Annotated in this window: 18 protein-coding genes; 9 read left to right on the top strand and 9 right to left on the bottom strand. The window is 54.6% G+C overall.

Annotation, left to right across the window (positions count from 1 at the left end):
* Window positions 1-40: 40 nt before the first annotated feature.
* A complete protein-coding gene (locus AC5Q5A_RS09125; protein ID WP_493895044.1) occupies window positions 41-1,285 on the bottom strand; it encodes a multidrug effflux MFS transporter in 1,245 nt (414 codons plus the stop codon).
* 296 nt (window positions 1,286-1,581) lie between these two features.
* Here AC5Q5A_RS09125 and AC5Q5A_RS09120 point away from each other — a divergent pair, with 296 nt between their 5' ends.
* Window positions 1,582-3,375 (top strand): chloride channel protein, encoded by a 1,794-nt coding sequence (locus AC5Q5A_RS09120; protein ID WP_493895043.1) that lies wholly within the window; start codon window positions 1,582-1,584, stop codon window positions 3,373-3,375.
* 69 nt (window positions 3,376-3,444) lie between these two features.
* Here AC5Q5A_RS09120 and AC5Q5A_RS09115 read toward each other — a convergent pair whose 3' ends face one another.
* Window positions 3,445-4,032 (bottom strand): hypothetical protein, encoded by a 588-nt coding sequence (locus AC5Q5A_RS09115; RefSeq protein WP_493895042.1) that lies wholly within the window; start codon window positions 4,030-4,032, stop codon window positions 3,445-3,447.
* Window positions 4,033-4,346: 314 nt separating this feature from the next.
* On the opposite strand from AC5Q5A_RS09115, the gene wecB reads away from it, so the two are divergent.
* The 3 genes from wecB (at window position 4,347) to AC5Q5A_RS09100 (ending at window position 8,893) form a co-directional block, all read left to right on the top strand.
* On the top strand, window positions 4,347-5,453 hold the full coding sequence (gene wecB, locus AC5Q5A_RS09110) for a non-hydrolyzing UDP-N-acetylglucosamine 2-epimerase (RefSeq protein WP_493895041.1): 1,107 nt from the start codon (window positions 4,347-4,349) through the stop codon (window positions 5,451-5,453).
* A 122-nt stretch (window positions 5,454-5,575) separates the two neighbouring features.
* Window positions 5,576-7,936, top strand: coding sequence for an ATP-dependent helicase (locus AC5Q5A_RS09105; RefSeq protein WP_493895184.1), 2,361 nt, complete (start codon window positions 5,576-5,578; stop codon window positions 7,934-7,936).
* A gap of 75 nt (window positions 7,937-8,011) precedes the next feature.
* Window positions 8,012-8,893: a 50S ribosomal protein L11 methyltransferase gene (locus tag AC5Q5A_RS09100; protein WP_008889572.1), complete on the top strand. Its 882-nt coding sequence runs from the start codon at window positions 8,012-8,014 to the stop codon at window positions 8,891-8,893.
* Here AC5Q5A_RS09100 and AC5Q5A_RS09095 read toward each other — a convergent pair.
* Window positions 8,890-9,645, bottom strand: coding sequence for a sulfite exporter TauE/SafE family protein (locus tag AC5Q5A_RS09095; protein WP_493895040.1), 756 nt, complete (start codon window positions 9,643-9,645; stop codon window positions 8,890-8,892). The two genes, AC5Q5A_RS09100 and AC5Q5A_RS09095, sit on opposite strands and share 4 nt — an antisense overlap.
* Window positions 9,646-10,159: 514 nt before the next feature.
* Between AC5Q5A_RS09095 and AC5Q5A_RS09090 the strand changes: the two genes are divergently transcribed.
* Window positions 10,160-11,245 (top strand): HD domain-containing phosphohydrolase, encoded by a 1,086-nt coding sequence (locus AC5Q5A_RS09090; protein WP_493895039.1) that lies wholly within the window; start codon window positions 10,160-10,162, stop codon window positions 11,243-11,245.
* A 19-nt stretch (window positions 11,246-11,264) separates the two neighbouring features.
* Window positions 11,265-14,843, top strand: coding sequence for a PAS domain S-box protein (locus AC5Q5A_RS09085; protein WP_493895038.1), 3,579 nt, complete (start codon window positions 11,265-11,267; stop codon window positions 14,841-14,843).
* Between the two features lie 49 nt (window positions 14,844-14,892).
* Here AC5Q5A_RS09085 and AC5Q5A_RS09080 read toward each other — a convergent pair whose 3' ends face one another.
* Together AC5Q5A_RS09080 and AC5Q5A_RS09075 are read right to left on the bottom strand one after the other, a co-directional pair.
* Entirely contained in the window at window positions 14,893-15,630 is a 738-nt protein-coding gene (locus AC5Q5A_RS09080; RefSeq protein WP_493895037.1) for an SDR family oxidoreductase, read from the bottom strand.
* A gap of 198 nt (window positions 15,631-15,828) precedes the next feature.
* Window positions 15,829-16,020, bottom strand: a complete 192-nt coding sequence (locus AC5Q5A_RS09075) for a hypothetical protein (protein WP_157193872.1) — start codon at window positions 16,018-16,020, stop codon at window positions 15,829-15,831.
* 256 nt (window positions 16,021-16,276) lie between these two features.
* Between AC5Q5A_RS09075 and AC5Q5A_RS09070 the strand changes: the two genes are divergently transcribed.
* Both AC5Q5A_RS09070 and mgrA read left to right on the top strand, forming a co-directional pair.
* Window positions 16,277-18,301 (top strand): aminopeptidase P family protein, encoded by a 2,025-nt coding sequence (locus AC5Q5A_RS09070; protein ID WP_493895036.1) that lies wholly within the window; start codon window positions 16,277-16,279, stop codon window positions 18,299-18,301.
* A gap of 109 nt (window positions 18,302-18,410) precedes the next feature.
* Complete coding sequence (mgrA, locus tag AC5Q5A_RS09065; RefSeq protein WP_493895035.1) at window positions 18,411-19,463, top strand: L-glyceraldehyde 3-phosphate reductase; 1,053 nt, start codon at window positions 18,411-18,413, stop codon at window positions 19,461-19,463.
* Window positions 19,464-19,544: 81 nt separating this feature from the next.
* On the opposite strand, the gene AC5Q5A_RS09060 is transcribed toward mgrA, so the two are convergent.
* A complete protein-coding gene (locus AC5Q5A_RS09060; RefSeq protein WP_008889580.1) occupies window positions 19,545-20,453 on the bottom strand; it encodes a LysR family transcriptional regulator in 909 nt (302 codons plus the stop codon).
* A 140-nt stretch (window positions 20,454-20,593) separates the two neighbouring features.
* Here AC5Q5A_RS09060 and AC5Q5A_RS09055 point away from each other — a divergent pair, with 140 nt between their 5' ends.
* Window positions 20,594-21,601, top strand: coding sequence for a DMT family transporter (locus tag AC5Q5A_RS09055; protein WP_493895034.1), 1,008 nt, complete (start codon window positions 20,594-20,596; stop codon window positions 21,599-21,601).
* Window positions 21,602-21,613: 12 nt separating this feature from the next.
* Here AC5Q5A_RS09055 and AC5Q5A_RS09050 read toward each other — a convergent pair whose 3' ends face one another.
* Genes AC5Q5A_RS09050 through ligA form a run of 3 tightly spaced genes read right to left on the bottom strand, consistent with a single transcriptional unit; the run spans window position 21,614 to window position 24,702 of the window.
* Window positions 21,614-22,201 carry a thermonuclease family protein gene (locus AC5Q5A_RS09050; protein ID WP_493895033.1) on the bottom strand — a complete coding sequence of 196 codons (588 nt, stop codon included), beginning with the start codon at window positions 22,199-22,201 and terminating at the stop codon, window positions 21,614-21,616.
* Window positions 22,173-22,565: a hypothetical protein gene (locus AC5Q5A_RS09045; protein WP_063088828.1), complete on the bottom strand. Its 393-nt coding sequence runs from the start codon at window positions 22,563-22,565 to the stop codon at window positions 22,173-22,175. Before AC5Q5A_RS09045 ends, AC5Q5A_RS09050 begins: the two co-directional genes overlap by 29 nt.
* Before the next feature lie 28 nt (window positions 22,566-22,593).
* The gene (gene ligA, locus AC5Q5A_RS09040; protein ID WP_493895032.1) at window positions 22,594-24,702 is read right to left on the bottom strand and encodes an NAD-dependent DNA ligase LigA; all 2,109 of its coding nucleotides are present in this window, start codon (window positions 24,700-24,702) and stop codon (window positions 22,594-22,596) included.
* Window positions 24,703-24,705 lie beyond the last annotated feature (3 nt).

Here is a 24,705-nt window from a genome sequence, read left to right as displayed (position 1 = left end):
GCACTCTGCGGGGCTTTTTTGTTGTTAGGAATGTCGGTGCCTAGTGGGTTGCCTGACAGAACTTGCCGCGTTCAGTGATGCCAACAATCACAATGCCAATCAGGCCAAGCGCGAAGTAACCGACCAGAAGCGGGATGACGGTGCCGTTGAACTGCTGCCCAATAATCCCGCCGGCAATGACGCCGATCAACGTGCTGTAAACACCCGTGATCGAGGATGCAGTACCGGCAATCGCGCCGACCGGCTCCATCGCAAGCGAGTTGAAGTTCGGCATGGTCAGCGAGAAACAGAACAGGATGGTTGTCAGGCCGATGCCAAAGACGAACAAGGGCGGATGCCCGTCAAACCACAACGCAATCAGCACGTTGATCAGGCTGCTAGCGGTCAAGAAGAACAGCGCGACATGAGAAATCTTGTGCATGCCGATCTTGCGCACCAGTCGTGCATTGATGAATGACGAGAAACTCATGCAGGCGGCAATCATGCCAAAGGCCAGCGGGAACCAGACACCAAGACCGTAAACCTCGGTTTCGAAGATCTGCTGGGCAGATCCGATATAGGCCATCAGGCAGGCAAACATGACGCCCATCGCCGTGGCATAGCCGAATGTCTGACGATTGGTGACGGTGGTTTTGATGTCGCGTGCGATCCGGCGCATCGACAATTTGTGCCGATATTCCGGATGCAGGGTTTCAGGCATGCGCAGCAGGTACCAGCACACAATCGCAATCGCGAGGACCAAGGTGCTGACGAAAATCATATGCCAGTTTGCCAGGGCTAAAATCAGGCTGCCTGATGCCGGGGCGAACACAGGAAGAATGATGAACACCATCATGACAAACGACATGACGCGTGCCATTTCGCGGCCTTCGAAACAATCGCGTGTGATCGCCATGGTCAGAACCCGCGGTGCAGCAGCACCAAGACCCTGCACGAAACGTGCGATAAGAAGGTGTTCATAGCTGTCGGCAAAGATCGCCATCACTGTGCCGATGCAATAAATGCCAAGTCCTGCGATCAGGGTGGGGCGGCGACCAAAACTATCGGCAAGCGGGCCATAAACGATCTGCATTAGGCCAAACGCGATCATGAAGACATAAATCAGCATCTGCATGCGGTTGCCGTCTTCGATGCCAAAGTCTTGCGCGATCGGGCCAAAGGCCGGCAGCAGATTGTCAATCGACAGGGCAACAAGCCCGATGGTGATTGCCATCAGACAGATAAATTCAACAAGACCGGGCAGCGGCCGCGCCGCCTGTATGCCCGTTGGTCGGTGGTCATTCATTGTTTTTGGTTCCGTTGAGAACGATTGGTGGCGTTTCTGGCCCTGCTTTCACGCGAGACGGGCAGAATGCTGTATTTCGTATGATTTTGGCAATGACGGTTTTCTGAAACGGGATCGCGGCACTGGGGATGCGCTGAATCCGGGTCACTTGTTGTGGCATATCTATCCGGATCAATCAACGGGCGTCAGGAATGCGAAATTAAACATGGTGGTTCTTGTCTTTACCCTTTATTCGCAGGAAAAGCTGATCCTAAGATCATACGCACAATCAATTCGCCAACCCCGGTATTGCTGATATGGCTGAAAAGCTTTTGAAATCGAACATCTTTTTGAACCGCATGCGTCGCATCGTCAAAAGCGAGCAACTGGTTCTGTCGATTTTGGCAATGATTGTCGGGGCACTGGCCGGGGGCGGCGCCATCCTGTTTCGAGATGGCTTGTTGCTTGTTCAGTCGTTGTTTTTCGGGACTGGCGAAGAAGCCCTTCATCGGCATCTCAGTGAAATTCCCGTCTGGCAACTCATCCTGGCCCCGGCGGTGGGCGGTCTGATTGTCGGGATTTTCATCTACAAGTTCCTGCCGGAAAAACGACCGCACGGGGTTGCCGATGTGATCGACGCGGCATCGTTCCACGATGCACGCATGTCGACCCGCTGCGGGATCAAAAGTGCGATTGCCAGTGCAGTATCGCTTGGCAGTGGTGCATCCCTTGGCCGCGAAGGGCCGGTTGTCCATATGGGCGCATCATTTGGCGCGTGGCTGGCGCGCATTCTTCATTTGCGCCGTTCGGCATCCCGAACACTGTTGGGATGTGGCGTGGCATCAGCGGTGGCGGCATCATTCAACGCGCCGCTGGCGGGCGCCCTTTTTGCCCATGAAGTTGCACTGGGTCATTATGCCCTGACGGCTTTTGCGCCGATTGTGCTGGCATCGGTTACCGGTACGGTCATAACACGCATCTATTACGGCGATGAGGTCGCCTTCCTGATCCCGGGGCATGAAATCCAGTCTTTCTGGGAGTTCCCGGCCTTTGCGCTTTTGGGGATTGTTGCCGGTGTGGCGGCGGTTCTGGTCGTGCGTGCCATCCCGGTCGTGCAAAAAACGGCAAATCGGACCAATGCACCGCTTTGGCTGCGTCCGGCGGTTGCCGGGCTGATTGTTGGCCTGATTGCGTTGGTCTTTCCGCAGATTGTCGGTGTCGGCTATGGGGCGATGAACGATGCGCTTAACGAAAGCTACAGCCTGACTTTCCTGATCGGCTTGTTGCTTGCCAAGGGCTTTGCCGTTTCGATCTGCATGGGACTTGGTTTTGCGGGCGGCATGTTCAGCCCGGCACTATTCCTTGGTGCGATGCTGGGCGGGGCATTCGGGATGATCGCAACCAGCGCCTTTCCCGAGCTTTCATCTGGTTATTCGGCCTACACGCTTGTTGGCATGGGGGCCGTTGCCGCGGCCATCCTTGGTGCACCGATTTCAACGACCCTGATCATCTTTGAATTGACCGGTGACTATGCGTTGACGGTTGCGGTGATGGTGGCATCTGTTCTGGCAACAGTGGTGATGGATCAGTTCCAGGGCGGATCGTTTTTCCAGTGGCAATTGAAATGTCGTGGTTTGTCGACGCGCTGGGGCAGGGAAGTCAATTTGCTGCGCACGATCAAGGTGGACGAGATCATGAAGCGCGAATACGAAACCGTCCCGCTGACCGAGGGGCTGACAACAGTCCGTGAAAAGCTGATCAACGCACCCTATTCGGAACTTTTTGTCATTGATGATCAGGGCAAACTGCACGGAACGATCACACTGACCGATTTGCGCCACGCTGCCTTTGATCCCAATCTTGGTGATGAAGTCACAGCCGGCGAGGTGGCCCGTTCAAAGCCGCCGGTGTTGTACCGGACAGACAATATCGAAAAGGCCATCAAACTGATGGAGCAAACCGGCGAAGAACACCTGCCGGTTCTTAACAGCGCCGAGGAACGTCATATCATCGGCTTCGTCCATGAAAAGGATGCGATGATGGCCTATAACAACGCCTTGCTGGAACTGCAAAGCGAAGAACGCGGTGATGCACCACCAAAGCTGTTCTAATCCGATCCGCAATGAAAAAGAGCAGCGCTTGTGTGCGCTGCTCCGTTCAAGGTTTTTAGGCCGATGTAATCAGGCGGCCAATGCTGGTTGCTGTCGTGCTGGCGGACCAGACATGACTTGGGCTGCAACCCGGCTATCAAGACCGGCAACGTTTTCTGGAAGATCCGTTGCAGCCTGTTGAGCTGCATCGTCAATTTCCTGACGTTCTTTGCGTTTCTCAATTCTAGCCTGTTCGTTACGTTCCTTGTCTTTTGTTGGTAGATTGAAACTGTCACGAGCGGCAGACTTGAATTCCTCCTCGGCATCCTGCTCTGCAAGTGCAGGATCATCTTTTGCCGGATCGGAATTCGACGAGACCGGGTCATCAGTGGTCTTGATACCGTTTGCGCTGTCATTGGCTTTGACTGCGTCCATGGCCGCAGCAAAGCTTGATGACCCGCTTCCGATATTCTGGAATTCAAGCATGACGGCTTGAACCGCGTCCGAAAGTTGGCTTTTGGAAGAGCCACCCTCAGATCCGATTGCCGCAACGCCTGAAACAGGTGCAGCGCTACCTGCGCTAAAACTTTCGATACTTTCGTGTGCACCTGACCGTTCCGCAGAACTGGCCCGGGTTGATATCGGCAACCCGTTGCCCAATCCAAAAATAGCACTCATTTCGAGATACCTTTCTTCTGGGATGCACAAAGCACCGCTGGCACTCCCAGAAGGCTTCCGGGGGCGTCAGACATGCTTACCAACGGAAATCAAAGCAATTTTCAGACCATGGATGCTGAAGGTGCGGGTTTGCAAGTGACATGCAGGACCATGAAGTAGGCGGATGACGTTATTCTGGTATTTCTGATCCCGCAGCTGTGAAGACGTGCGGCAAAAAATACCGATACCAAAGAGGGTTATGGGAAGCCGGACTTATCTATTAGGCTATGTGAAAACGGCCAAACTTTTCCAGAAGCAGGATGTATCGATATAAGATGAAGCTTCATCTCGTTGCCGGTGCCAGACCCAACTTCATGAAGATCGCGCCGCTGTTGCGCGGGTTGGCGAACCATCCAGTCATTCGTCCGTCTTTTGTCCATACGGCCCAGCATTTCGACGACGCGATGTCTTCGACTATCTGGCGGGAGCTTGGATTGCCGGACCCTGATCGTGTCCTGAACTGTGAGCCATTCGAAAATGGCGATCAGATTGTCGGAATGATGCAGGCATATGAGGCACTTTGTCATGAAGACCGGCCCGACATGGTTCTGGTTGTCGGCGATGTGAATTCATCCCGTGCCGCAGCCATCGTTGCAACTGAGATAGACGTGCCCCTTGTTCACCTGGAAGCGGGTCTCAGATGCTTTGATCCCGACATGCCCGAAGAGCAAAACCGTATCGAGATAGATCACAAGGCAGATCTGTTGCTGACGCCGTCGATGGATGCAGATGCAAATTTACGGACAGAGGGGATCTCGGCCGACCGCATAAAGCGTGTCGGCAATATCATGGCTGATACGTTGGCAATGATGAAAGGAACGATTGATCAGGAAGAAAGCGCCCGCAAGCTCAATCTCGTTAAAGGTCGCTATGTCCTTGTAACACTGCATCGGCAAAGCAATGTCGATGATCTCGATCGGCTCCATCAGATATGTCATGCGTTGATGGCCCTTTGCTCCGAAGCGGACATCTGTTTTGTCCTTCATCCCCGGACCGAAAAGCACCTTCGGACATCAAATTTGATGGGGTCGCTGCATACTGCGGGTGTTCGTTTGCTGCCGCCGATGGGGTATGCCGGGTTTACCAGTTTGATGCAGGACGCAGGTGTTGTCGTAACAGACTCCGGTGGTGTGCAGGAAGAAACCAGCCTTCTGGGCGTGCCATGCCTGACGCTTCGCACATCAACCGAACGTCCAATCACCATCACACTGGGAACCAATCAGCTTGTCGAGCTTGATCAGTTGACCCCTGCAGTGATGTCCGCGCTAAATGTTTCCGACGAACGCACACGACAGCCAGCCAAAATCCCGCTGTGGGATGGTAAGACGGCGTCGCGTGTTGTTCGGGAACTCGAAGCCTTTCTGCCGGGCAGAGCCGGTTGATACAAACGTTCCCGCGAATGGCTTGGTTGATGCCCGAAATGTGGTGCAGAATGTAAAAATCGTCGGGTCAATATGGAACGAGACTGGCCCCCTTCGCACAGCGTGATATATATGCGGTCATGATGGATGATCCCTTCGAAATTGATGAATTCGCCGCCAGCCCCGAAATGCGTCTGGCCGATACACCGACCCCGGCATATCTCGACAATCTGAATGCCGAGCAGCGCGATGCTGTCGAAACGCTCGACGGGCCGCTGTTGGTGCTTGCAGGTGCCGGAACCGGGAAAACACGCGTTTTGACCACGCGTCTGGCGCATCTTCTGGAAACCAAGGCACAGACAGAACGCCTGCATCCGCAGCAGATCCTTGCCGTTACCTTTACCAACCGTGCGGCTAAGGAAATGCAGGAACGTGTCGCACAGGCGCTTGGTCGTCCGGTTGAAGGCTGGTGGCTGGGAACCTTCCACTCGCTCTCAGCGCGCTTGTTGCGCCGTCATGCCGACCTGATCGGGCTAAAGTCAAACTTCACCATCCTTGATAGCGATGATCAGGTCCGCCTGCTTAAGCAGATCATGGATGCCGAACAGATCGATCCGAAAAAATGGCCAGCCAAGCAGCTGATGGGGATCATTCAGCGCTGGAAGGACAAGGGGCTGACGCCTGAACGGGTCAATGAAAGTGTCGAGTTCGCCAATGGCGGGGCCAACCACCTTTACAAGATTTATCAGGAACGCCTCAAAGTCCTGAATGCCTGTGACTTTGGTGATCTGTTGCTGCATTGCCTGACCCTTTTCCAGCAGCATCCGGAAATTCTCAAGCAGTATCAGAATACCTTCCGCTATATTCTGGTCGACGAGTATCAGGATACCAACGTTGCCCAGTATCTGTGGCTGCGCGCAATGGCGATGGTCCATCGCAACATTTGCTGCGTTGGTGATGATGATCAGGCGATCTATAGCTGGCGCGGGGCCGAGGTCGGCAACATCCTGCGCTTTGAGTCCGATTTTCCCGGTGCCAAGGTTGTCAGGCTTGAACAGAATTATCGTTCCACCCCGCACATTCTGGCCGCAGCGTCCAAACTGATCACGTTTAATGATGGCCGTCTGGGCAAGGAGCTGTGGACCGAGATTGATACTGGCGACAAGGTGTTTGTCAAAGGTGTCTGGGACGGTGAAGCAGAGGCCCGCCTGATCGGCGAAGATATCGAAGCCCTTCAGCGCAATGGCGTTGGTGCATCCCAGATTGCCATTCTGGTGCGTGCCGGTTTCCAGACCCGCGAATTTGAAGAACGTCTGATCACGCTGGGCATTCCATACCGTGTTGTCGGTGGTCCGCGCTTCTACGAGCGTCAGGAAATCCGTGACGCGCTGGCCTATATCCGGCTTGTTGCGCAGCCCGATGACAGTCTGGCGTTTGAGCGCATCGTCAATGTGCCCAAGCGTGGGGTTGGCAAGGCAACGCTTCAGACATTGCATCAATATTCCCGTGATCAGGCGATCTCGCTGCCGGCGGCGGCGCGTGATTTGTTGGATACCGAAGAACTCAAACCCAAGATGCGCCAAAGCATCGGCGGTCTTTTGGGGGATTTCAAACGCTGGCGCGAAATGCTTGGCAACAGCAGCCATGTCGAAGTCGTTGAAACTGTTCTGGATGAAAGCGGCTATACCGATATGTGGCGGACATCCAAGGAAATTGATGCGCCCGGCCGTCTGGAAAACCTGAAAGAACTGGTATCTGCAATTGGCGAATTCGAGAACCTGACCAGCTTCCTCGAACATGTCTCGTTGGTGATGGAAAACGCGCAGAACGATCATGAGGAAAAAGTCACCATCATGACCCTGCACGCCGCCAAGGGACTTGAGTTCGATTACGTCTTCCTGCCCGGTTGGGAAGAGGGCGTCTTCCCGCATCAACGCGCGATGGATGAGAGCGGGGTAAAGGGCCTCGAGGAAGAACGTCGTTTGGCCTATGTCGGGATCACTCGGGCACGCAAACGTGCGACCATCTGTTATGCGGCCAATCGGCGCATCTATAACCAGTGGCAATCAGCCCTGCCATCGCGCTTTGTTGATGAGTTGCCCAACGAACATATCGAACGCAGCAGCGATACTGGTCTTGGCGGGCATGGTGGCAATCATTCACCAGGTGCCTGGGGTGCCGATGACTGGATGAAAATGCCAAGCTGGGCAAGCGACAGTGGCAGCACGCCGTCGCGCAATCCGGTATCGGGCGCGGGGGATCGTAAATTCGCCTCAAGCGGATGGCAGGATCGCGTGCGAAAGAACGTGATTGATGTGAAGCCCGACGGTGAAACCAGTTATTCCACCAGTTCCAACTCATCGAAATACAAGGTGGGCGATACGGTGCGCCATCGCAAGTTCGGGTCGGGAACCGTTCGTGCGGTCGATGGCAACAAGCTGGAAATCCATTTCGAAAGTGTCGGCACCAAGAAAGTGGTCGACAGCTTCATCCTGCCGGGGTAAGCCCCGGGCAACATTTTCGGATGACCGATTTAACCGGGCAGAGCACATTTGCCGCCCACACGAGCGAGAAGCGATATGACCGAACCCGTCCTTTGCTATAACTTCAAATTCGAAGTTGATGGCGCCTATGCGCAGATGTTTGCCGACGCGCTGTTTGATTATTGCGATGCGCTTTCGCATTTCGAGCGTGATGGCAACCCTGACGGACCTTGGCGTATCGAAGGCTTTGCCGGTGAAATGTTTGACAAGGGTGCGGTTGAGACCGCGGTGTCAATCATGGCATCTGCAGTCGGCATTGATGCACCAACCGTAACCTTTGGCACCTATGAGCCAAAGGACTGGGTCAGCGAAAACCTGCGCAGCTTCAAGCCGATCTCGGTCGGGCGTTTCTTTGTCCATGGTTCGCACTGGAACGAGGAAATCCCGGTATCCAAAACTGCCCTTCAGGTCGATGCCGGTCTGGCATTCGGGTCTGGCGAACACCAAACCACCAAGGGATGTCTTGCCGCAATCGACTGGCTGGCCAAACGCGGACCGCGTCAGAATGCGCTTGATATGGGCTGCGGGTCCGGCATTTTGGGCATGGCATGTGCCAAAACCTGGCGGTGCCCGGTGATGATGGCTGATATTGATGCCGCATCGGTTCGGGTGGCACGCGAAAATGCCAAAACCAACAAGATCGCCGATCTTGTCACAGCCATTCATTCAAACGGTTTTCAGGATGCCCGTATTCGTGATGCCGGGTATTACGACATTGTCTGTGCCAACATCCTTGCCCGCCCGCTGCGTGGGATGGCGCATGATCTGACCAGTACGCTTTCGGAAAACGGTGTTGTCATCCTCTCAGGCCTTCTTGCGCATCAGGAACAGTTTGTTCTGTCGGCCTACCGCGACGTCGGGCTTTCCCTGATCAATCGCTTCAAGGTCGAAAACTGGACAACACTTGTTGTCGGCTAAGCCATAAGGGCGAAGACAAAGCGATATATCCCCAGAAGGCCAAGGCCGACGATAAGGACGCCAACCGCAATCATAAGCGGCTTTCGCGGGATAATTTTGACAAGCACGGCCGCCAACGGGGCGGCCGGCACACCGCCGATTACAAGTGCCAGTGCCGCCATCCCGAAGCTTTCCAATCCAAATGATCCGGCAAATGTGACGGTAATCGTCACGGTTACAAAAAACTCGGCCGCGGCAGACGTTCCAAGCATGCGGTGCGGTTCGTTGCCGCGATAGACCAGCGTGCTTGATACGATAGGTCCCCAGCCGCCACCCCCGATTGCATCAAGAAATCCACCGATCATGCCAAGTGGGGTAAGTCCGCGGATTGCCGCAGGCGGCTGAACTTTGCGAAGCGCCTTTGCAATTACAAGAACGCCAAGGGCACTAAGATACACCGCGACAAACGGTGCCAGATAGTCCCCAATCCCCGATGATAAAAGAGCGGCCCCGGCACAGCCGCCTATTGCACCGGCAAGTGCCAGTTGACGGACCATGCGCCAATCGACATTGCGTGCAAAATGGTGGGCTGTGCCGGAAACAGCGGTGGTTGCAATCTCGGCGGCGTGGACAGTCGCACTTGCCTGTGCAGGTGCTAAGCCAAGCGTTATCAAAAGGGAAGTTGAGGTCAGGCCATAGGCCATACCAAGGGCGCCATCAATCAATTGGGCAATGAACCCAATCAGAACGATCCACCAGAAAAACTCATCCATCTTCGCCGCAAGCTCCAGGCATGGATACGATGCTGCAAAGTTTAGCAAGTTGGCGGCAATGCGATATTGCGTTGTGATTTTCGCGAGGCATTGCCGTTATGCATTAATGCCACGAGACATTTGACAATTAGGTGCCCGTGGATAACGGGCAATGCCTATCAGGTTCGCACTTGAACGCGGAAATTCCCATCACCAAAACCGCCTTGTCCGTCGCTGTTGCATGATGACCGGGTGCACGATCCAGTTGCTTTGATCGATTTTCCGTATGCCGTTTTTCTTCGATTCGCATTGCAATCGAGCCTTCGGAACTGAAATCCCTGAGATGCCAGAACTTCTCCATCAAATTTCAATCAAAGGTTTTCACTGCTTTTTCCGCGAAATTCCTTGGAAACCGGGCAAAAAATAGCCTGAGAACCGATCTCACACTTTTTGCGTATGTTGCAATATACAATACCAACGGATAGGTTTTATCTATTCGCTCGTAGTATTTTGTATCTGGCATGGGGCAGAGTGATTGAGTGAGCTTGAACGTCGCATTTTGGTTGTAGATGACGAACCGCCGATCCGAAAATTGCTGGCACGTATCTTGGAGCGTGCCGGTTTTGAAGTGGTTGTTGCATCTGACGGACTTGAAGCGCTTGAGACAGTAAAATCGGACGCATCATTGCGTCTGGTTGTTTCTGATTTGCGCATGCCAAATTGCAGTGGTCTAGACTTCGTCAAACGGGCAATAAACGAATACAAACGGGATTTCGAATTCATTCTGTTGACCGGGGATGGTGATAAGACCGATGCCGTGACGGCACTGCGTCTTGGTGTTCGGGAATTTCTTGATAAGCCGATTGAACGTGCTGATCTTGAACGCGCAGCACTTGATGCGCAGGCACGACTGCAGGAACGGGACCGCGAAGTCGAACGTGTTCGCAAACTCGAACTGGAAAACATCAGTCAGTCGAAAACCCTTGATGATATCAGCCGCAAACTTGGCGGTGCAGAACAGGAAATGATCGATCGGCTAAGCCTGATTTCCCAGTATCGGGACATCGAAACCGCGGAGCATTGTGTTCGCGTCGGTCTTTATTCCCAATTGCTGGCAGAGATGGCCGGTCTGGATCAGAATGTTCAACGGACAATCCGTCTGGCCGGCATTCTTCATGATATCGGAAAAGTCGGCGTGCCTGATGAGGTGCTTCTGAAAAACGGAAAGCTGACCGACGACGAATTCAAGGTCATGCAGCGCCACACAGAGATCGGCTTTGCGATGCTCAATTCATCGGACAACCCGGTTCTTGGACAGGCCGCAATCATTGCACGCTATCATCACGAACATTGGGAAGGGTCGGGCTATTGTGTAGGCCTGTCGGGCGCGGATATCCCGATGATTGCGCGGATCGTCTCACTGGCCGATGTTTACGACGCCCTTCGCAGTGCGCGCCGATACAAACCGGCCTATGGCCACACAGAGGCCGTCAATATCATTACCAAAGGTGACGAGCGAACATCCCCGGAGATGTTCGATCCGAAACTTTTGGGGCTGTTTGCCGATAATCATCTGCGCTTTGAAACCATCTATAACAGCATGCCCGACCAGTTGGTCTGAGAATGGGGCCCGATAACTCATGCCAAAAAGATTAAGCGCCAATCTGGACCGGACAAGAAACCGCATCGCAGACTTTATGCTGTTTGTGATGTCGATTGGCGGGTTGCCTGCGTTGGTTTCCTCGATGTTGCGCGAAGCAAGCCAGCGTTCGATCACGGTCGAGATCATCCATCTTCTGGTTTTTCTGGCCGTTGTTGCCGGTCTTGTACTGCGCAAGCGCTTATCGACCTTTACCAAGTCGGTTGTGATTGTCGCCGCAATGACAAGCATGTCGTTGCTTTATATTGTCAGGTTTTCGCCCGCAAGCGGCATGGCGATGATGATTGTGTCAACCGTGATCGTGGCGCTGTTCTGGCGATTTTCCGTGACCATTCGATACGCGGTGTTCTGCGTTGTCGCGATTGCAAGCGTCGGCGTGATGCGTGTTTTCAACCTCGATGGGGGATTGATCACCGATAGTGGCACCGTTCCCCATACCTTGCCGGTTTGGGGATCTGCGCTGTTTGGGTATGTCTGGATGACCGCGTCACTTGTTGTCGGGATCGTCTGGATGCGGCAGGCACTTTTGCAAACCAGCATGGACCAGTTGCGTTCGCAGAACGAACTGATGTCGGGCAAAAAGTTTCTTGAACAAATCCGCGAAAGTGCGTCCGAAGTCGCCAACCATTTCTCGTCACTTGAGCGCATCGAAAACGCGTCTTTTCGCCCGACATTGAAGCGTTTTGCCAACCTGATGAATTGTGAACGGGCAAGTCTGTGGTTGGAAAAAGATGATGGTGACGTTGAGTGCGTCGGGCTGTTTGATGCCAATGATCCGTCGGCGAAACATGACGGCATGATTTTGAAACGCGCTGTACTGCCGCGATATTTTGCCGCGCTGGAAACCGGGCAGATTATCGATGCGGACAACGCCGTTGAAGACCCGCGTACTTCCGAACTCAAAGACGCTTATCTGATCCCGATGAATATCAAGGCAATCCTTGATGTGGCGTTGATCTCGGCGGCGGGTCGGATGGGGATATTGTGCTTTGAGTCTGTCGGGCGGACCAGAGCATGGCGCCCTGAGGAAATCGTTTTCGCCCATATGGCCGGTGGGTTGTTGGCAGCCGCCGCAGGCATGAAAAATGTCATGGAAGCCAATGACGAACTTAGCTTCTCGCGCCGTCGCTTTGAGGCGGTTGCCAATTACACCTATGGCTGGGAAAGCTGGATTGCGCCTGATGGCAAACTGATCTGGGTAAATCCGGGGATTGAACGCGTTCTGGGCTACACGGTCGATGAATGCATGGCGTGTGGTGATTATCCGCTGCCATTTATTGCGCCCGAGGATCGTGACCGTGTGCGCCACTATATTGACGAAGGTCTTGATGGCCTGTCAGGCAGTGACCGCGAATTCACCGGTGTTCACAAGGATGGCCGCAAGGTCGGTATCGACATGTCATGGCAACCGATCGCCGATAGCGACGGTGGGAACCTCGGCATCAGGATCAGTTGCCGCGATATCACCGAACGCATCCGTTATCGCCAGGATCTTGAGGTTGCCAAAAGTGATCTGGAGGCCAACCAGCGCCGCCTGCGCGCGCACTTCAACAACGCGAAAATCGGCGTGTTTTACTGGACGCCGGACCGAACCATCATCGAGGTGAACGAAACCGCCTGTCAGCTGTTTGGCTATTATGCCGATGAGATGGTCGGCAAGAAGCTTGAACTTCTGGTGCCCGAGGAAGACCGGGCGCGGCTTGGCACTCTGATCGAACGGATCATGGAAACGCAAAACAGCGTCAATAACCGGTTTGAGAATGTCAAAAGCGACGGCAGCCGCATCATCTGCGAATGGTATGAAAGCCCGATATTTGATGCCAATGGCGAACTGGATTGTATCGCCAGTTTCGCACTGGACGTGACGGAGCGCGAACGCCATCAGGAGACGCTGGAATCCATTTATCGTGGTATTCGCTATCAGGTCGGTGCCGGGTTCTTTGAAAACCTGACAAAGGTTCTGTGTGAAACGCTTGATATGACCTATTGCCATATCGCCGAACTTGTCGGTGACCGGGTGAAATCAGTTGCGTTCTATTCCCCGGATGGCAGTCGCGGCGGCCTTGATTTTGCCTTGGCTGGATCTGCAGCGGAACGCGTTATCAAGGAAGGCACGTTTGTCTGCAAAGACAATTTTTCCGTTTTGATGAAGGATGTCCAAAAGGTCACCGACGTTGATGTCGTTGGATATGTCGGGGCCGCGCTTTACGACAGTGAGGCACGCCCGATCGGTATTCTGGTGACCATATCGGATAAACCACTTGGTGATCCGGAACTGGCGAAATCAATTGTCGAAGTGTTCGCGTCAAGGGCGTCTGCCGAACTTCAGCGGCTTCAGTCCGAACGCAAACGTGAAAAACTTGAACAGCAACTGCGTCATTCCCAGCGGATGGAAACCATCGGTGTTCTTGCGGGCGGGATCGCACACGATTTCAATAATATCCTGCAGCCAATCAGTGGCTATGCCGAACTGCTTTATTCTGATTTGCCCGAAGATTCACCGCTGCGTGAAGATGTTATGGAAATTCGCCAGGGGGCAGATCGGGCACGTGATCTTGTCCGCCAAATTCTGGCATTCAGCCGGAATTCAGAAACCGAACGTTCTCCGATTGATGTCGGGTCGATGATTGCGGGCACGGTGCGTTTTGCCCGTGGGTCCATGCCATCGAGTGTGTCGATCAAGGTCGAACTGGGGGCGAAGTCCATGACCGTGATGGGCAACGCAACACAGCTTGATCAGTGTCTGATGAACCTGATCACCAATGCCTGTCATGCGGTCGGCGATCAGGGGGAAATTCGCGTGAAGGCAAGCCGCTTCGAAGTCACCGAAGACAGTCTGGAAATACATCCGTTGTTGACGGTCGGGCGCTATATCCAGATTAGCGTTGTGGATAACGGCGTCGGGATGGAGCCGGAAACAGCCAAAAGGATCTTTGATCCGTTCTTTACCACCAAGGAACCGGGCAAGGGTACTGGTCTTGGTCTGTCTACGGTGCATGGCATCGTGACCGGTCACAAGGGCGAGATATCAGTTTATAGCCGTCTGGGGCAGGGAACGCGGTTCGCGATCCTGTTGCCGGAACATGATCGCGAAGCCACGGATGAAAAGCGCGAAACCCGCAGCCTGTCGGCAGGTGCAGGCGGGCATCTTGCGGTCGTGGATGACGAGGAAAAGAACCTCAGGCTGTGTGCGCGGATGTTGGAGCGGATCGGATATTCCGTTGATACGTTTAACGAGGCCGCCAAGGCGCTTGAAGCGCTGAGTGCACCGGATGCACATTTTGATGCGCTTCTAACCGATCAGACCATGCCGGGTATGACCGGCCAGAAACTGATCGAAAAGCTGCGAGAAGCTGGCAATGACATTCCTGTTGTCGTGATGACCGGGTATGCCTCAGACGAGGTGACCGACGCCTTCAATGCTTTGGGGGTTGCGCGCATACTGGCCAAGCCTCTTGATATCATTGAATTGCATGATGGCTTGGTCGCGGTGTTTGGCGAAACAAAGGACGTGGCGATGGCGTCTGCCGATTTGCCGGGAAAGCCTGAAACGCCCTAGGAGCAACCAAATCCGGAAAGTCGTCGGGTATCAGGCTTGATCGGTCGTGCTACCGGCCGCCTGATACATCAATGATGCTGCCTGTGACATAGGACGCGTCGCCCGAGATCAGCCAAAAGATACTTTGGGCGACTTCCTGCGGGTCGCCGGCACGTCCCAACGGGCAATTCGGGCCGAGTTCATGGACCCGTTCCGGACGCCCACCACTGGCATGGATATCGGTTTCGATGATGCCCGGACGCACGGCATTGACGCGAATCCCTTTCGGGCCGAGTTCCTTGGCAAGGCCGATGGTCAGGGTATCGATTGCCGCTTTTGATCCGGCGTAATCGATATATTCGCCAGGTGACCCAAGCTTTGCCGCAATGGACGAAACATTGACGATGGCGGTGCCGGAACGAAGGGTTCGTGCGGCTTCGCGTGCAACCAGATAGGCACCGAGAACGTTGGTATCGAACACGGCTTTCATGCGATCAATATCCATATCCGCAAGTGTGCTTTGCCGGGCGACAATGCCTGCATTATTAACCACGGCGTCAATCGCGCCAAACCGATCACGTGCAGCCTCAAACAGGGCAATAACGCTGTCTTCATCGCGGACATCACATTTGCGGGCAATCACATTGCCGGTAAATCCGGCGCGCTCGCACATCGCACATGTTTCATCAGCACTTTCCTGATTGCCAACAAAGCTTAGCGCAACGTTCCAGCCCTTGGCGGCAAACAGAACAGCAGTTGCGCGTCCGATACCGCGTGACCCACCGGTGATCAGAACTGTATTGGTCATTTCCACTCCGCATCGTGATCGTGATTTGCTGTTTGGGGCACTATGGCGTGCTGGCCTGCGACTGGTCAAAAAGAAACGGCCCTGCTGTGGAGAAGCAGGGCCGTTTCAGAGGGAAAAGACAAAAATGCCGCAAGGATCATGAACCGTGATCCTGCGCTTCGTCTTTTGATGCAGACCAACCCGGGCGGGATTGATCGGTTATTCCGTATCCTTGGCATCTTGCGGGTCGTTTTTTGTTCGATCCGCAATGTCGTCTGCCGGATGGGCAGGGCCAGTATCAAGACCGAGCGCAGTTTTCTGACCAAGGGCCAGGCGCTCAAGGCCGTCATAGGCCGTCTGGCGACGACGGGATTGTATGACGCTCAAGGCAGTAATAGGAAAACGGATCACCGTTCATGGTCTCCAGCAAATTGACGTCCCGACGGGCCATCTTTTTGTCGCGGGACTGTCATACGTTAACCTTTGGCTAATGTGCATTGCGAAGGTTGCAACGCATTCATACGCGGGATGCATGCACCGGTGTTTCGGGCGGGGAAAAGGGCGTAGTATGTCCGAAAGTTCTTTGGTGCTTGCGCGACATCGGCACAAACCCTTACATAGGTCTTACCACCTGCCCAATGCCCCACATGTTTTAAAGAGGATCTTCATGGCCATTTCCGGTGATGCTCAACTTGCCAAACTGCTTGAAGCCGCCAATGTCGACAAGGATGTTAGCGCTGTCATCGACCTGATTGACGGTGTTCTGGCCGCAGCCCAGGGCAGCACGCGAGAAGACTGGATTGATCTGATTTGCCAATCCCCGGATGATACCCTGCGGGCCGAGTTGCTGGCCCTGCGGGATGAGCGTAAAACGCTTTTTAAAATGGCCAAGGATGATTTTGACGCCGCCCATCGAATGGATGCCTTGCGCACCTATCTGACGGCCAAGGGCGTTGACGGCTTTATTGTGCCGCGCGCGGACGAACATCAGGGTGAAAACGTTCCCGCACGGGCCGAACGTCTGGCGTGGTTGACCGGCTTTACCGGATCTGCGGGTGCGGCCGTTGTGTTGCGCAACAAGGCCGCCGTTTTTGTCGATGGGCGATACACCATTCAGGTGCGCCAGCAAGTTAACCGTGATCTGTTCGAATACCGCCACCTGGTCGAAGAACCAGTCGTCGGCTGGCTGAATGATCACCTGAAATCGGGTGAGAAGCTGGCTTATGATCCTTGGCTGCATACCGTGCAACAGGCGACGCATCTGCGGTCTGCCTGTGAGGCGGTCGGGGCGGAACTGATTGCGATTGATACCAACCCGATTGACGCCATCTGGCATGCCCAGCCGCACCTGCCGCTTGGCCCGGTTCGGCCACATCCGATGGAATATGCCGGTAAATCGAGTTTTGAAAAGCGCACCCAGATTGCCGAAATCCTGTCGCGCATTTCTTGCGACAGCGCCATTCTGTCGGCACCTGACAGCATCGCGTGGCTTTTGAATATCCGTGGTGCCGATGTGCCGCAAACCCCGCTTGGACTTGGCTATGCAATCATCAACGGCGATGCCTCGGTCGAACTTTTCATGGACGAACGCAAAATCGCCCCAGAAACGCTCAAATGGCTGTCGGGTGAGGCAACCTTGCGGGCACCGGGCGAACTCGGGGATGCCCTGAAGGCGATGGGCAATCAGGCCGTCCGTCTTGATGAAGCCACTGCAGCAGACTGGCTGCGCATGAAATTGTCGGACGCCGGTGCCACCGTGCGTGTCGGGCGTGATCCGGTCGCCATTCCGAAGGCCTGCAAGAACGACATCGAACTTGAAGGTTCGCGCAAGGCCCACAAACGCGACGGCGAAAAGATCATTCGTTATTTCAAATGGCTTGATGAAACGGCCACCAACGGTGATATCGACGAACGCGCAGCAGCCGACATGTTGCTATCAATGCGTGCCGAAGATCCGTTGTTCCGTGATTCAAGTTTTGAAACCATTCCGGGCAGTGGCCCGAACGGGGCGCTTTGCCATTACCGCAATACTCCGGAAACCAACCGCAATCTGACCCCGGGCGAGATTTTCCTGATTGATTCCGGTGCGCAATATCTTGATGGCACCACCGATATCACGCGCACGACCGTGATCGGGAATCCGACACAGGAACATCGCGACCGCTTCACCCGCGTGCTGAAGGGGCATATTGCCCTTGCCCGCGCCATATTCCCCGTTGGAACGACGGGCCAACAGCTTGATACGCTGGCGCGCATGCCACTTTGGGAAGCCGGGCTTGATTTTGACCATGGCACCGGCCACGGCGTTGGCAGTTACCTTGGTGTGCATGAAGGTCCGCAACGCATTTCCAAGGCGCCGAACACGGTGGCCCTTAAACCGGGCATGATCCTTTCGAACGAGCCGGGCTTTTATAAGGAAGGCGAATACGGCATTCGCATTGAAAACCTGATTGCGGTAACTGAAATCGATGCGCCGATTGGGGCCGATCGCAAGATGCTTGGCTTTGAAACGCTGACCTTCTCGCCGATTGATCGCAAACTGATCGATCCGGAATTGATGACCAGGGACGAGTTGCAGTGGCTTAACGATTACCACGCACAAGTTTATGCGATGTATGCCGATGATCTCGATGATGATCATCGTGAATGGCTGCAAAACGCAACAGCGCCGATCAAAAAGAAATCGGACTGATTTCACGCCGCGTACTTGGCACTGACAAACAGGGTCGAATGCCCTATTAAGACTGCATTGGATCGATTCAAGAAAAGCGGTAAACCGCTTCTGAAAGCAGGAGGAATATATGGCTGAAGTCGAAGCCCAGTGGATGGCAAATCCGGACCGCTATAACGATGAAAACTGGGACCGTTGCGGGCGCAGTGGATTGCTTCTGCCGAAAATCACGCTTGGTCTGTGGCAGAATTTCGGTGGCGTCGATGTCTATGAAACCCAGCGGGCGATGATCCGTCGCGCGTTTGATCGCGGTGTGTTCCACTTTGATCTTGCCAACAACTATGGTCCGCCGCCGGGCTCGGCCGAAGAAAACTTTGGCAAGGTCCTGTCTCAGGATCTTAAAAAGCACCGCGATGAGTTGATCATTTCCACCAAGGCGGGCTATCGCATGTGGCCGGGGCCGTTTGGCGAATGGGGATCGCGCAAGTATCTGATTTCCAGCCTTGATCAAAGCCTTAAGCGGATGGGGCTGGATTACGTCGATATCTTCTATTCCCACCGGGTTGATCCCAACACCCCACTTGCCGAAACCATGGGCGCGCTTGACCAGATCGTGCGTTCGGGCAAGGCGCTTTATGTCGGGATTTCGTCCTATTCGCCGGAAATGACCCGCGAAGCGCATGCGATCCTCAAGGACATGGGAACGCCGTGCGTGATTCATCAGCCGTCCTACTCGATGGTCAATCGCTGGGTCGAGGATGGTCTGCTTGATACCCTTTCCGAGCTTGGCATGGGCTGCATTGCCTTTTCGCCGCTTGCACAGGGTCTTTTGACCAACAAGTACCTGAATGGCGTGCCAGAGGATTCACGTGCCGCTCTTGAAGGCTCCTTCCAGAAAGGCATGCTGACCGAGGAAAACATCAATCGCGTTCGCGCACTGAACGAGATCGCCAAACGTCGTGGTCAAAGCTTGGCCCAGATGGCGATTGCCTGGGTGCTGCGCCGTCCCGAGGTGACCTCTGCCCTGATCGGGGCACGTCATGTTCAGCAGCTTGATAACAGCCTTGATGCGCTCAATAACCTTGAATTCAGCGCGGACGAGTTGGCCGAGATCGATAAATATGCCGGGGATGCCGGTATCAATCTTTGGCAGAAATCGTCGGACAGTCAGGCACCGGTCTGATCCCAACGATTGATACGATGATAAAAACCCCGACCGAAGCATCTTTCGGTCGGGGTTTTGTTTATCAGAGCCAGTGCTGACTTATTTTTGGTTGGCCATCGGAACGGTGCCAGCAAGATCACGCAATGTATCGACAACCGCCTTGCCCCCGGCACTCAGCGGGCGATCCTGTAACCATGACAGCATTACCTTGCGCGACAGTTCCGGGTTGGTGATGCGCCGTGCCTTTAGGCGCCCGGTCGAAAGTTCCTGAACCAGCGAACTGCGCGGCAAGACGGTATGACCGACATTGCGTGTCACCAGATCGACCAAAACGCGAAGGGCATCGGCCTCGACCACCGGGGTCAACGGACGTCCGGCGCGAAAGGCCGCTTCTTGCATCATGGCGCGCAGCCCGTGCTTGTTGGTCGGCATGATGAGTGGCAGGGACAAAACATCTTCATAGGCGATTTCGGTTTCCTGTTCGCCGACCTGTGAGGGGTGGGAAATTAGAAACAGGTCTTCACGCCATAGCTGTTCGGCATGAAGGCTGCGTGAAATCATGCCGTCATGAAGGATCCCAATATCAAGTCGCCCCGAAAGTAGTCCTTCCTGCACATCACCGGTCAGGTCTTCGGCAACCGTGATGTTAAGGTCAGGATACCGATCGCGCAGAGTTTCAATCAGCGCCCCGGTAATCACGATCCCGGCACTGGGCGGAACGCCGACATGCACATGGCCTGTCACCTGACTGCTGCGGGCCGAAAGATCCGCTTCAAGCCGGGCAAGATCGGTCAGGATTACGCGGGCCCGTTCGGCAAGCATCTGGCCCGCCTCGGTCAATTTGACGCCACGCCCGGTGCGTTCCAGCAGTTTGGTGTCAAGGGCCTCTTCCAAAAGATTAAGCTGCCGACTGAGTGCAGGCTGCGACAAATTAAGCCGCTCTGCCGCGCGTGACAGGCTGCCGAGTTCCGCAATATGAACAAAGCTTCGAAGTTGTTTGATATCCATCGGGCGTGATCCTGAGCAGCTTTGCGCATCCATGTGCCTGTTAGATATAGCCAAAGCTGATATCTGATAGCAATTAATTCGAATTGAATAATGGCAGTTCACGGGTAACTATGGCAACCGATAGAGGATCGGAGAAACCCATGACGCCACCACCGTCACCACCGTCACCTTCTGAGCCCGGGCAACAGGTTGTTACGCCTGTCGTGTCGCCGGCGGGTTCCGCGCTGACCATTGTGTTGCTTGCGACAGCGGCCTTGGCCATGAAAGGCCTTCTGGCGAAATTTGTTTATGCCACGGGCATGACAGTGGATGGCTTGTTGCTGTTGCGGTTTCTGATTGCCATGCCGCTCTTTTGGCTTGGTGTGGTTTTGTTTGGCAAGAACCGGCCGGGCGACCGCAAAATGAAGCCGGTTGATCTTGCCTGGGGCGGGCTTTATGGCGGGCTGTTTTTCCTTGCGGCCTTGTTTGATTTTACCGCTGTTTCGTTGATTGAGGTCACCGTTTCAAGGATCGTGTTGTTTACGTTTCCGGCCGTCGTGATGATCCTTGAGGCGCTCCATAAGCGGCGCTTTCCACCATTTCGCCAGATTGTCTGCTTTGTCATAACCTATGTCGGACTTGTTTTGGTGCTGGCACCGGGCGGGTTTGGCGAAGTATCGCCAGCGCTTTGGTACGGGGCGGCTTGGGCGTTCGGTTCTGCTGTGACCTATGCGATTTATCTCTATTTCGGACAGCGGATGATTACCGTCATCGGGTCGATGCATTTTGCAGCCCTGATCAACACTATGGCCGGTATTTGCATGGTGATTTACCAACTGATCGTGCAAAACCCGCTGAACCTGAATGTGGCAGGCATCATGTGGACGGCAGGCATTTCGATCTTCTGCACCGTTATTCCGTTCTTCCTGCTGTACGAGGGTATTCGCAGGGTCGGTGCGACCCAGGCATCGTTGATATCGCTTTCGGGACCAGCCATGACATTCTTTGCCGCCTGGCTGTTCCTTGGCGAAGTTCTGACAGTGCCGCAATTGGTCGGGTTTGTTGTGGTCACACTCGGTGTGGCGTCACTTAAAAACAGCTTTACGCTGGCGGGGCTGGGACGGTTGCTGGCACGGCCATTCGCATCCGGCGGGACGTCGCAACGCTAATTGGGTTTGATGTTATTCGTCGCGCTGCCAGCGGCGAACTTCAATTTCATGTTCGGGTAAACGCTCGCCGCGCCGCCATTTCAGCGGATCGATGAATTCCCCTGCCCAGACGCCGGTGCGTGCCTGTCGCGCCTGATTTTCATAGGCTTCGTATTCCGGCATCTGATCGGGGCGGGCAACCGCCATGCCCCGAACAATCAGGCTTTGCCCGATATCAACCCCGTTGGCATTTCGGCAAACGGCCATGTTGCGATGATACCGGTTTTTCCCACGCACTTCGCAGGTGATCGGTGTTGCGACCAGAAGATTGGTGGTCACTTGCCATGCCTCTGCCCCGCAGGCCGTGCTTTGGCCGTTAATCAGACATTCCTGAAAACGGTTCATGGCATCCGCCCCCCAAAGATCAACACGTTTGAAGCCGAACTCAAGCGTATCAGCATCAATCGCACGCGCCGGGCCCGACAGGGTATCAAAATCCGGATCGGCCTTTGATACTGCCGGAAAGCATCCCAGCATCAGGACAAAACCAAGTGTGATCAGGCGGTGGGGAAGGGCGGGCACCATGCGGGCCTCAATACAGGTCGCTGTATCTGATTTCATCAAGCTGGGCAAAGATGACTTTCCACTTTTCATCCTGCTTGAGCAGCGCGAAGGCATAGTCGCAATCAAAGATCAGGTTGTTTTCCGAATTGCCAAAGCGGAACGAAACAATTGCACGCGCCCCACCGGGAAGGGCGGAATGTTGTTCAATCACCATGGATTTTGCCATGGCAAGATCAGCATTTTTCAGTTCATCAAAGAATGAGTGATGGTATTTGTGCAGATCGTCTGAACTGCCAATGGCCTGTACGCCGGACAGATCATTGATCAGGCACGGGAAGTGGAAGAAATCATCAAGTGCGTTTTCTTCAAGCTTCAGATGGGCATCGACATAACGGCGAAAAAAACTTCCAAGGTCTTCCATCAGCACACACTCCCCGGTTAGATCATTTTTATTCCGTGGCAATCAGATCAAGCCATCCCTGTTCATCAAGCACTGTAACACCTAATTCTTCTGCTTTCTTTAATTTGGAGCCTGCACCCGGTCCTGCAACCAGATAATCGGTTTTTGCCGATACGGATCCGGCGACCTTCGCGCCAAGACTTTCGGCTTTGACCTTGGCCTCGTTGCGTGAAAACAGCTCCAACTTGCCGGTAAAGACGACCGTTTTGCCATTGACCGGATTGTCGCTGACCTGCGGTGCTTCGACATCGGTGATGGTCAAAAGCCCTTGCAGATCATCAAGAACCTCGCGGTTATGGTCTTCGGCCATGAATTCGATCAGGTCCTTGGCAACACCGGGCCCGATCTGATCAATGTTGATCAGTTCGCGAAGGGCTTCGCTGTCGGCTTCATTAGCGGCAACCATGGCGCTGCGCCATTCGGCAAGCGATCCATAATGGCGCGCCAGAAGCTTTGCGGTTGCCTGACCAATCTGGCGAATGCCAAGTGCATAGATAAATTTGTCGAGCCCGATGGTACGCCGTTCATTGATGCCGTCAAACAGCTTGGTTGCGGATTTTTCGCCCCAACCTTCAAGCTTGCGAATGGCATCGCCGTGATCGCTTTCAAGGCGGAAAATATCGCCAGGCGACTTCAGCCAACCCAGTTCAAAGAACGCCTCGACATTTTTCGCCCCCAAGCCGTCGATATCAAAGGCCGTGCGCGATACGAAATGTTTCAGGCGTTCAACCGCCTGCGCCGGGCAGATCAAGCCGCCGGTACACCGGGTTACGGCTTCGCCTTCTTCCCGCATGGCGTGGCTGCCGCATTTTGGGCACTCGGTGGGAAATTCGTAAGGTGTTGCATCATTCGGATGATTGCCATCCTCGTCCAGAATGACCGCAACGACTTGGGGAATAACGTCACCGGCACGTTGCACAACCACAAGATCGCCAACCCAAACGCCCAAGCGGTCAATCTCATCTCGGTTATGAAGGGTGGCGTTGGATACCACGACACCGCCAACCGTAACCGGTTCCAGCCGAGCGACCGGGGTCAGGGCACCTGTTCGACCAACTTGAATGTCGATGGCCTTGATCCGAGTGCGAGCCTTCTCGGCCGGGAATTTGTGCGCAATCGCCCAGCGCGGTGACCGGCTGACGAAGCCGAGGCGCAGCTGAAGTTCGAAGTCATTGACCTTATAAACAATGCCATCAATGTCGTAATCAAGGTCCGGGCGCTGGGTTGCCAATTCGTCATAGAACGCCATGATGTCATCGGCATTATGAAGCAACCGTGTCAGCGGATTGGTGACAAAGCCCCACCCTTCAACCTTTTGCAGGAAATTCCACTGCGTCTGGGCCAGGCTTTCGGACAGTTCGCCAAAGCTATAGGCAAAGAAGCGAAGCGGGCGTTTGGCACTGATTGATGGATCAAGCTGGCGAAGCGACCCTGCCGCTGCGTTGCGCGGATTGGCAAAGGTCTTGCCGCCGGTTTCGGCCTGTGTCGCGTTCAGTTTTTGGAACGCAGAGCGCGCCATATAAACCTCGCCCCGGATTTCGACCACATCGGGCGCATTATCGGGAAGCGTCTTGGGGATGTCGTCAATATGGGCGACATTGGCGGTAACGTCTTCGCCCTCCGATCCATCGCCACGGGTGGCAGCCGTGACCAGTTCGCGGTTTTCGTAGCGCAGCGAAAGCGAAAGACCATCGATCTTGGGTTCACCAACCACTTCGACCGGGCTGTGCGCTGTCAGGTTCAGGAAGCGACGAATACGGGCAAGAAAATCGACGATGTCTTCGCGCGAAAATGCATTGCCAAGTGACAGCATCGGGCGGGCATGCTTGACCTTGGCAAAGCCTTCGGCCGGGGCGGCACCGACTTCCTGTGTCGGGCTGTTTTTCTTAAGCGTCGGATAGTGGGATTCAAGTTCGATCAGGCGATTGAACAGCGCATCATATGTCGCGTCCGAAACCAGCGGGTCGTCATTAACGTGATAGGCCTCGTTATAAGACCGGATACGTTCGGAAATTTCGGCATGCTGTTTGCGCGCCTCCGTGCTCGAAGACGGCAATTCGGGAAGTTCGGACATGTTTGACGCGTGTTCGGCGCTCATATT

Source organism: Thalassospira sp. CA1 (genome assembly GCF_059052855.1).
Note: the sequence above shows the minus strand (reverse complement) of the source record. Positions and strands in the feature narration are given on the sequence as shown.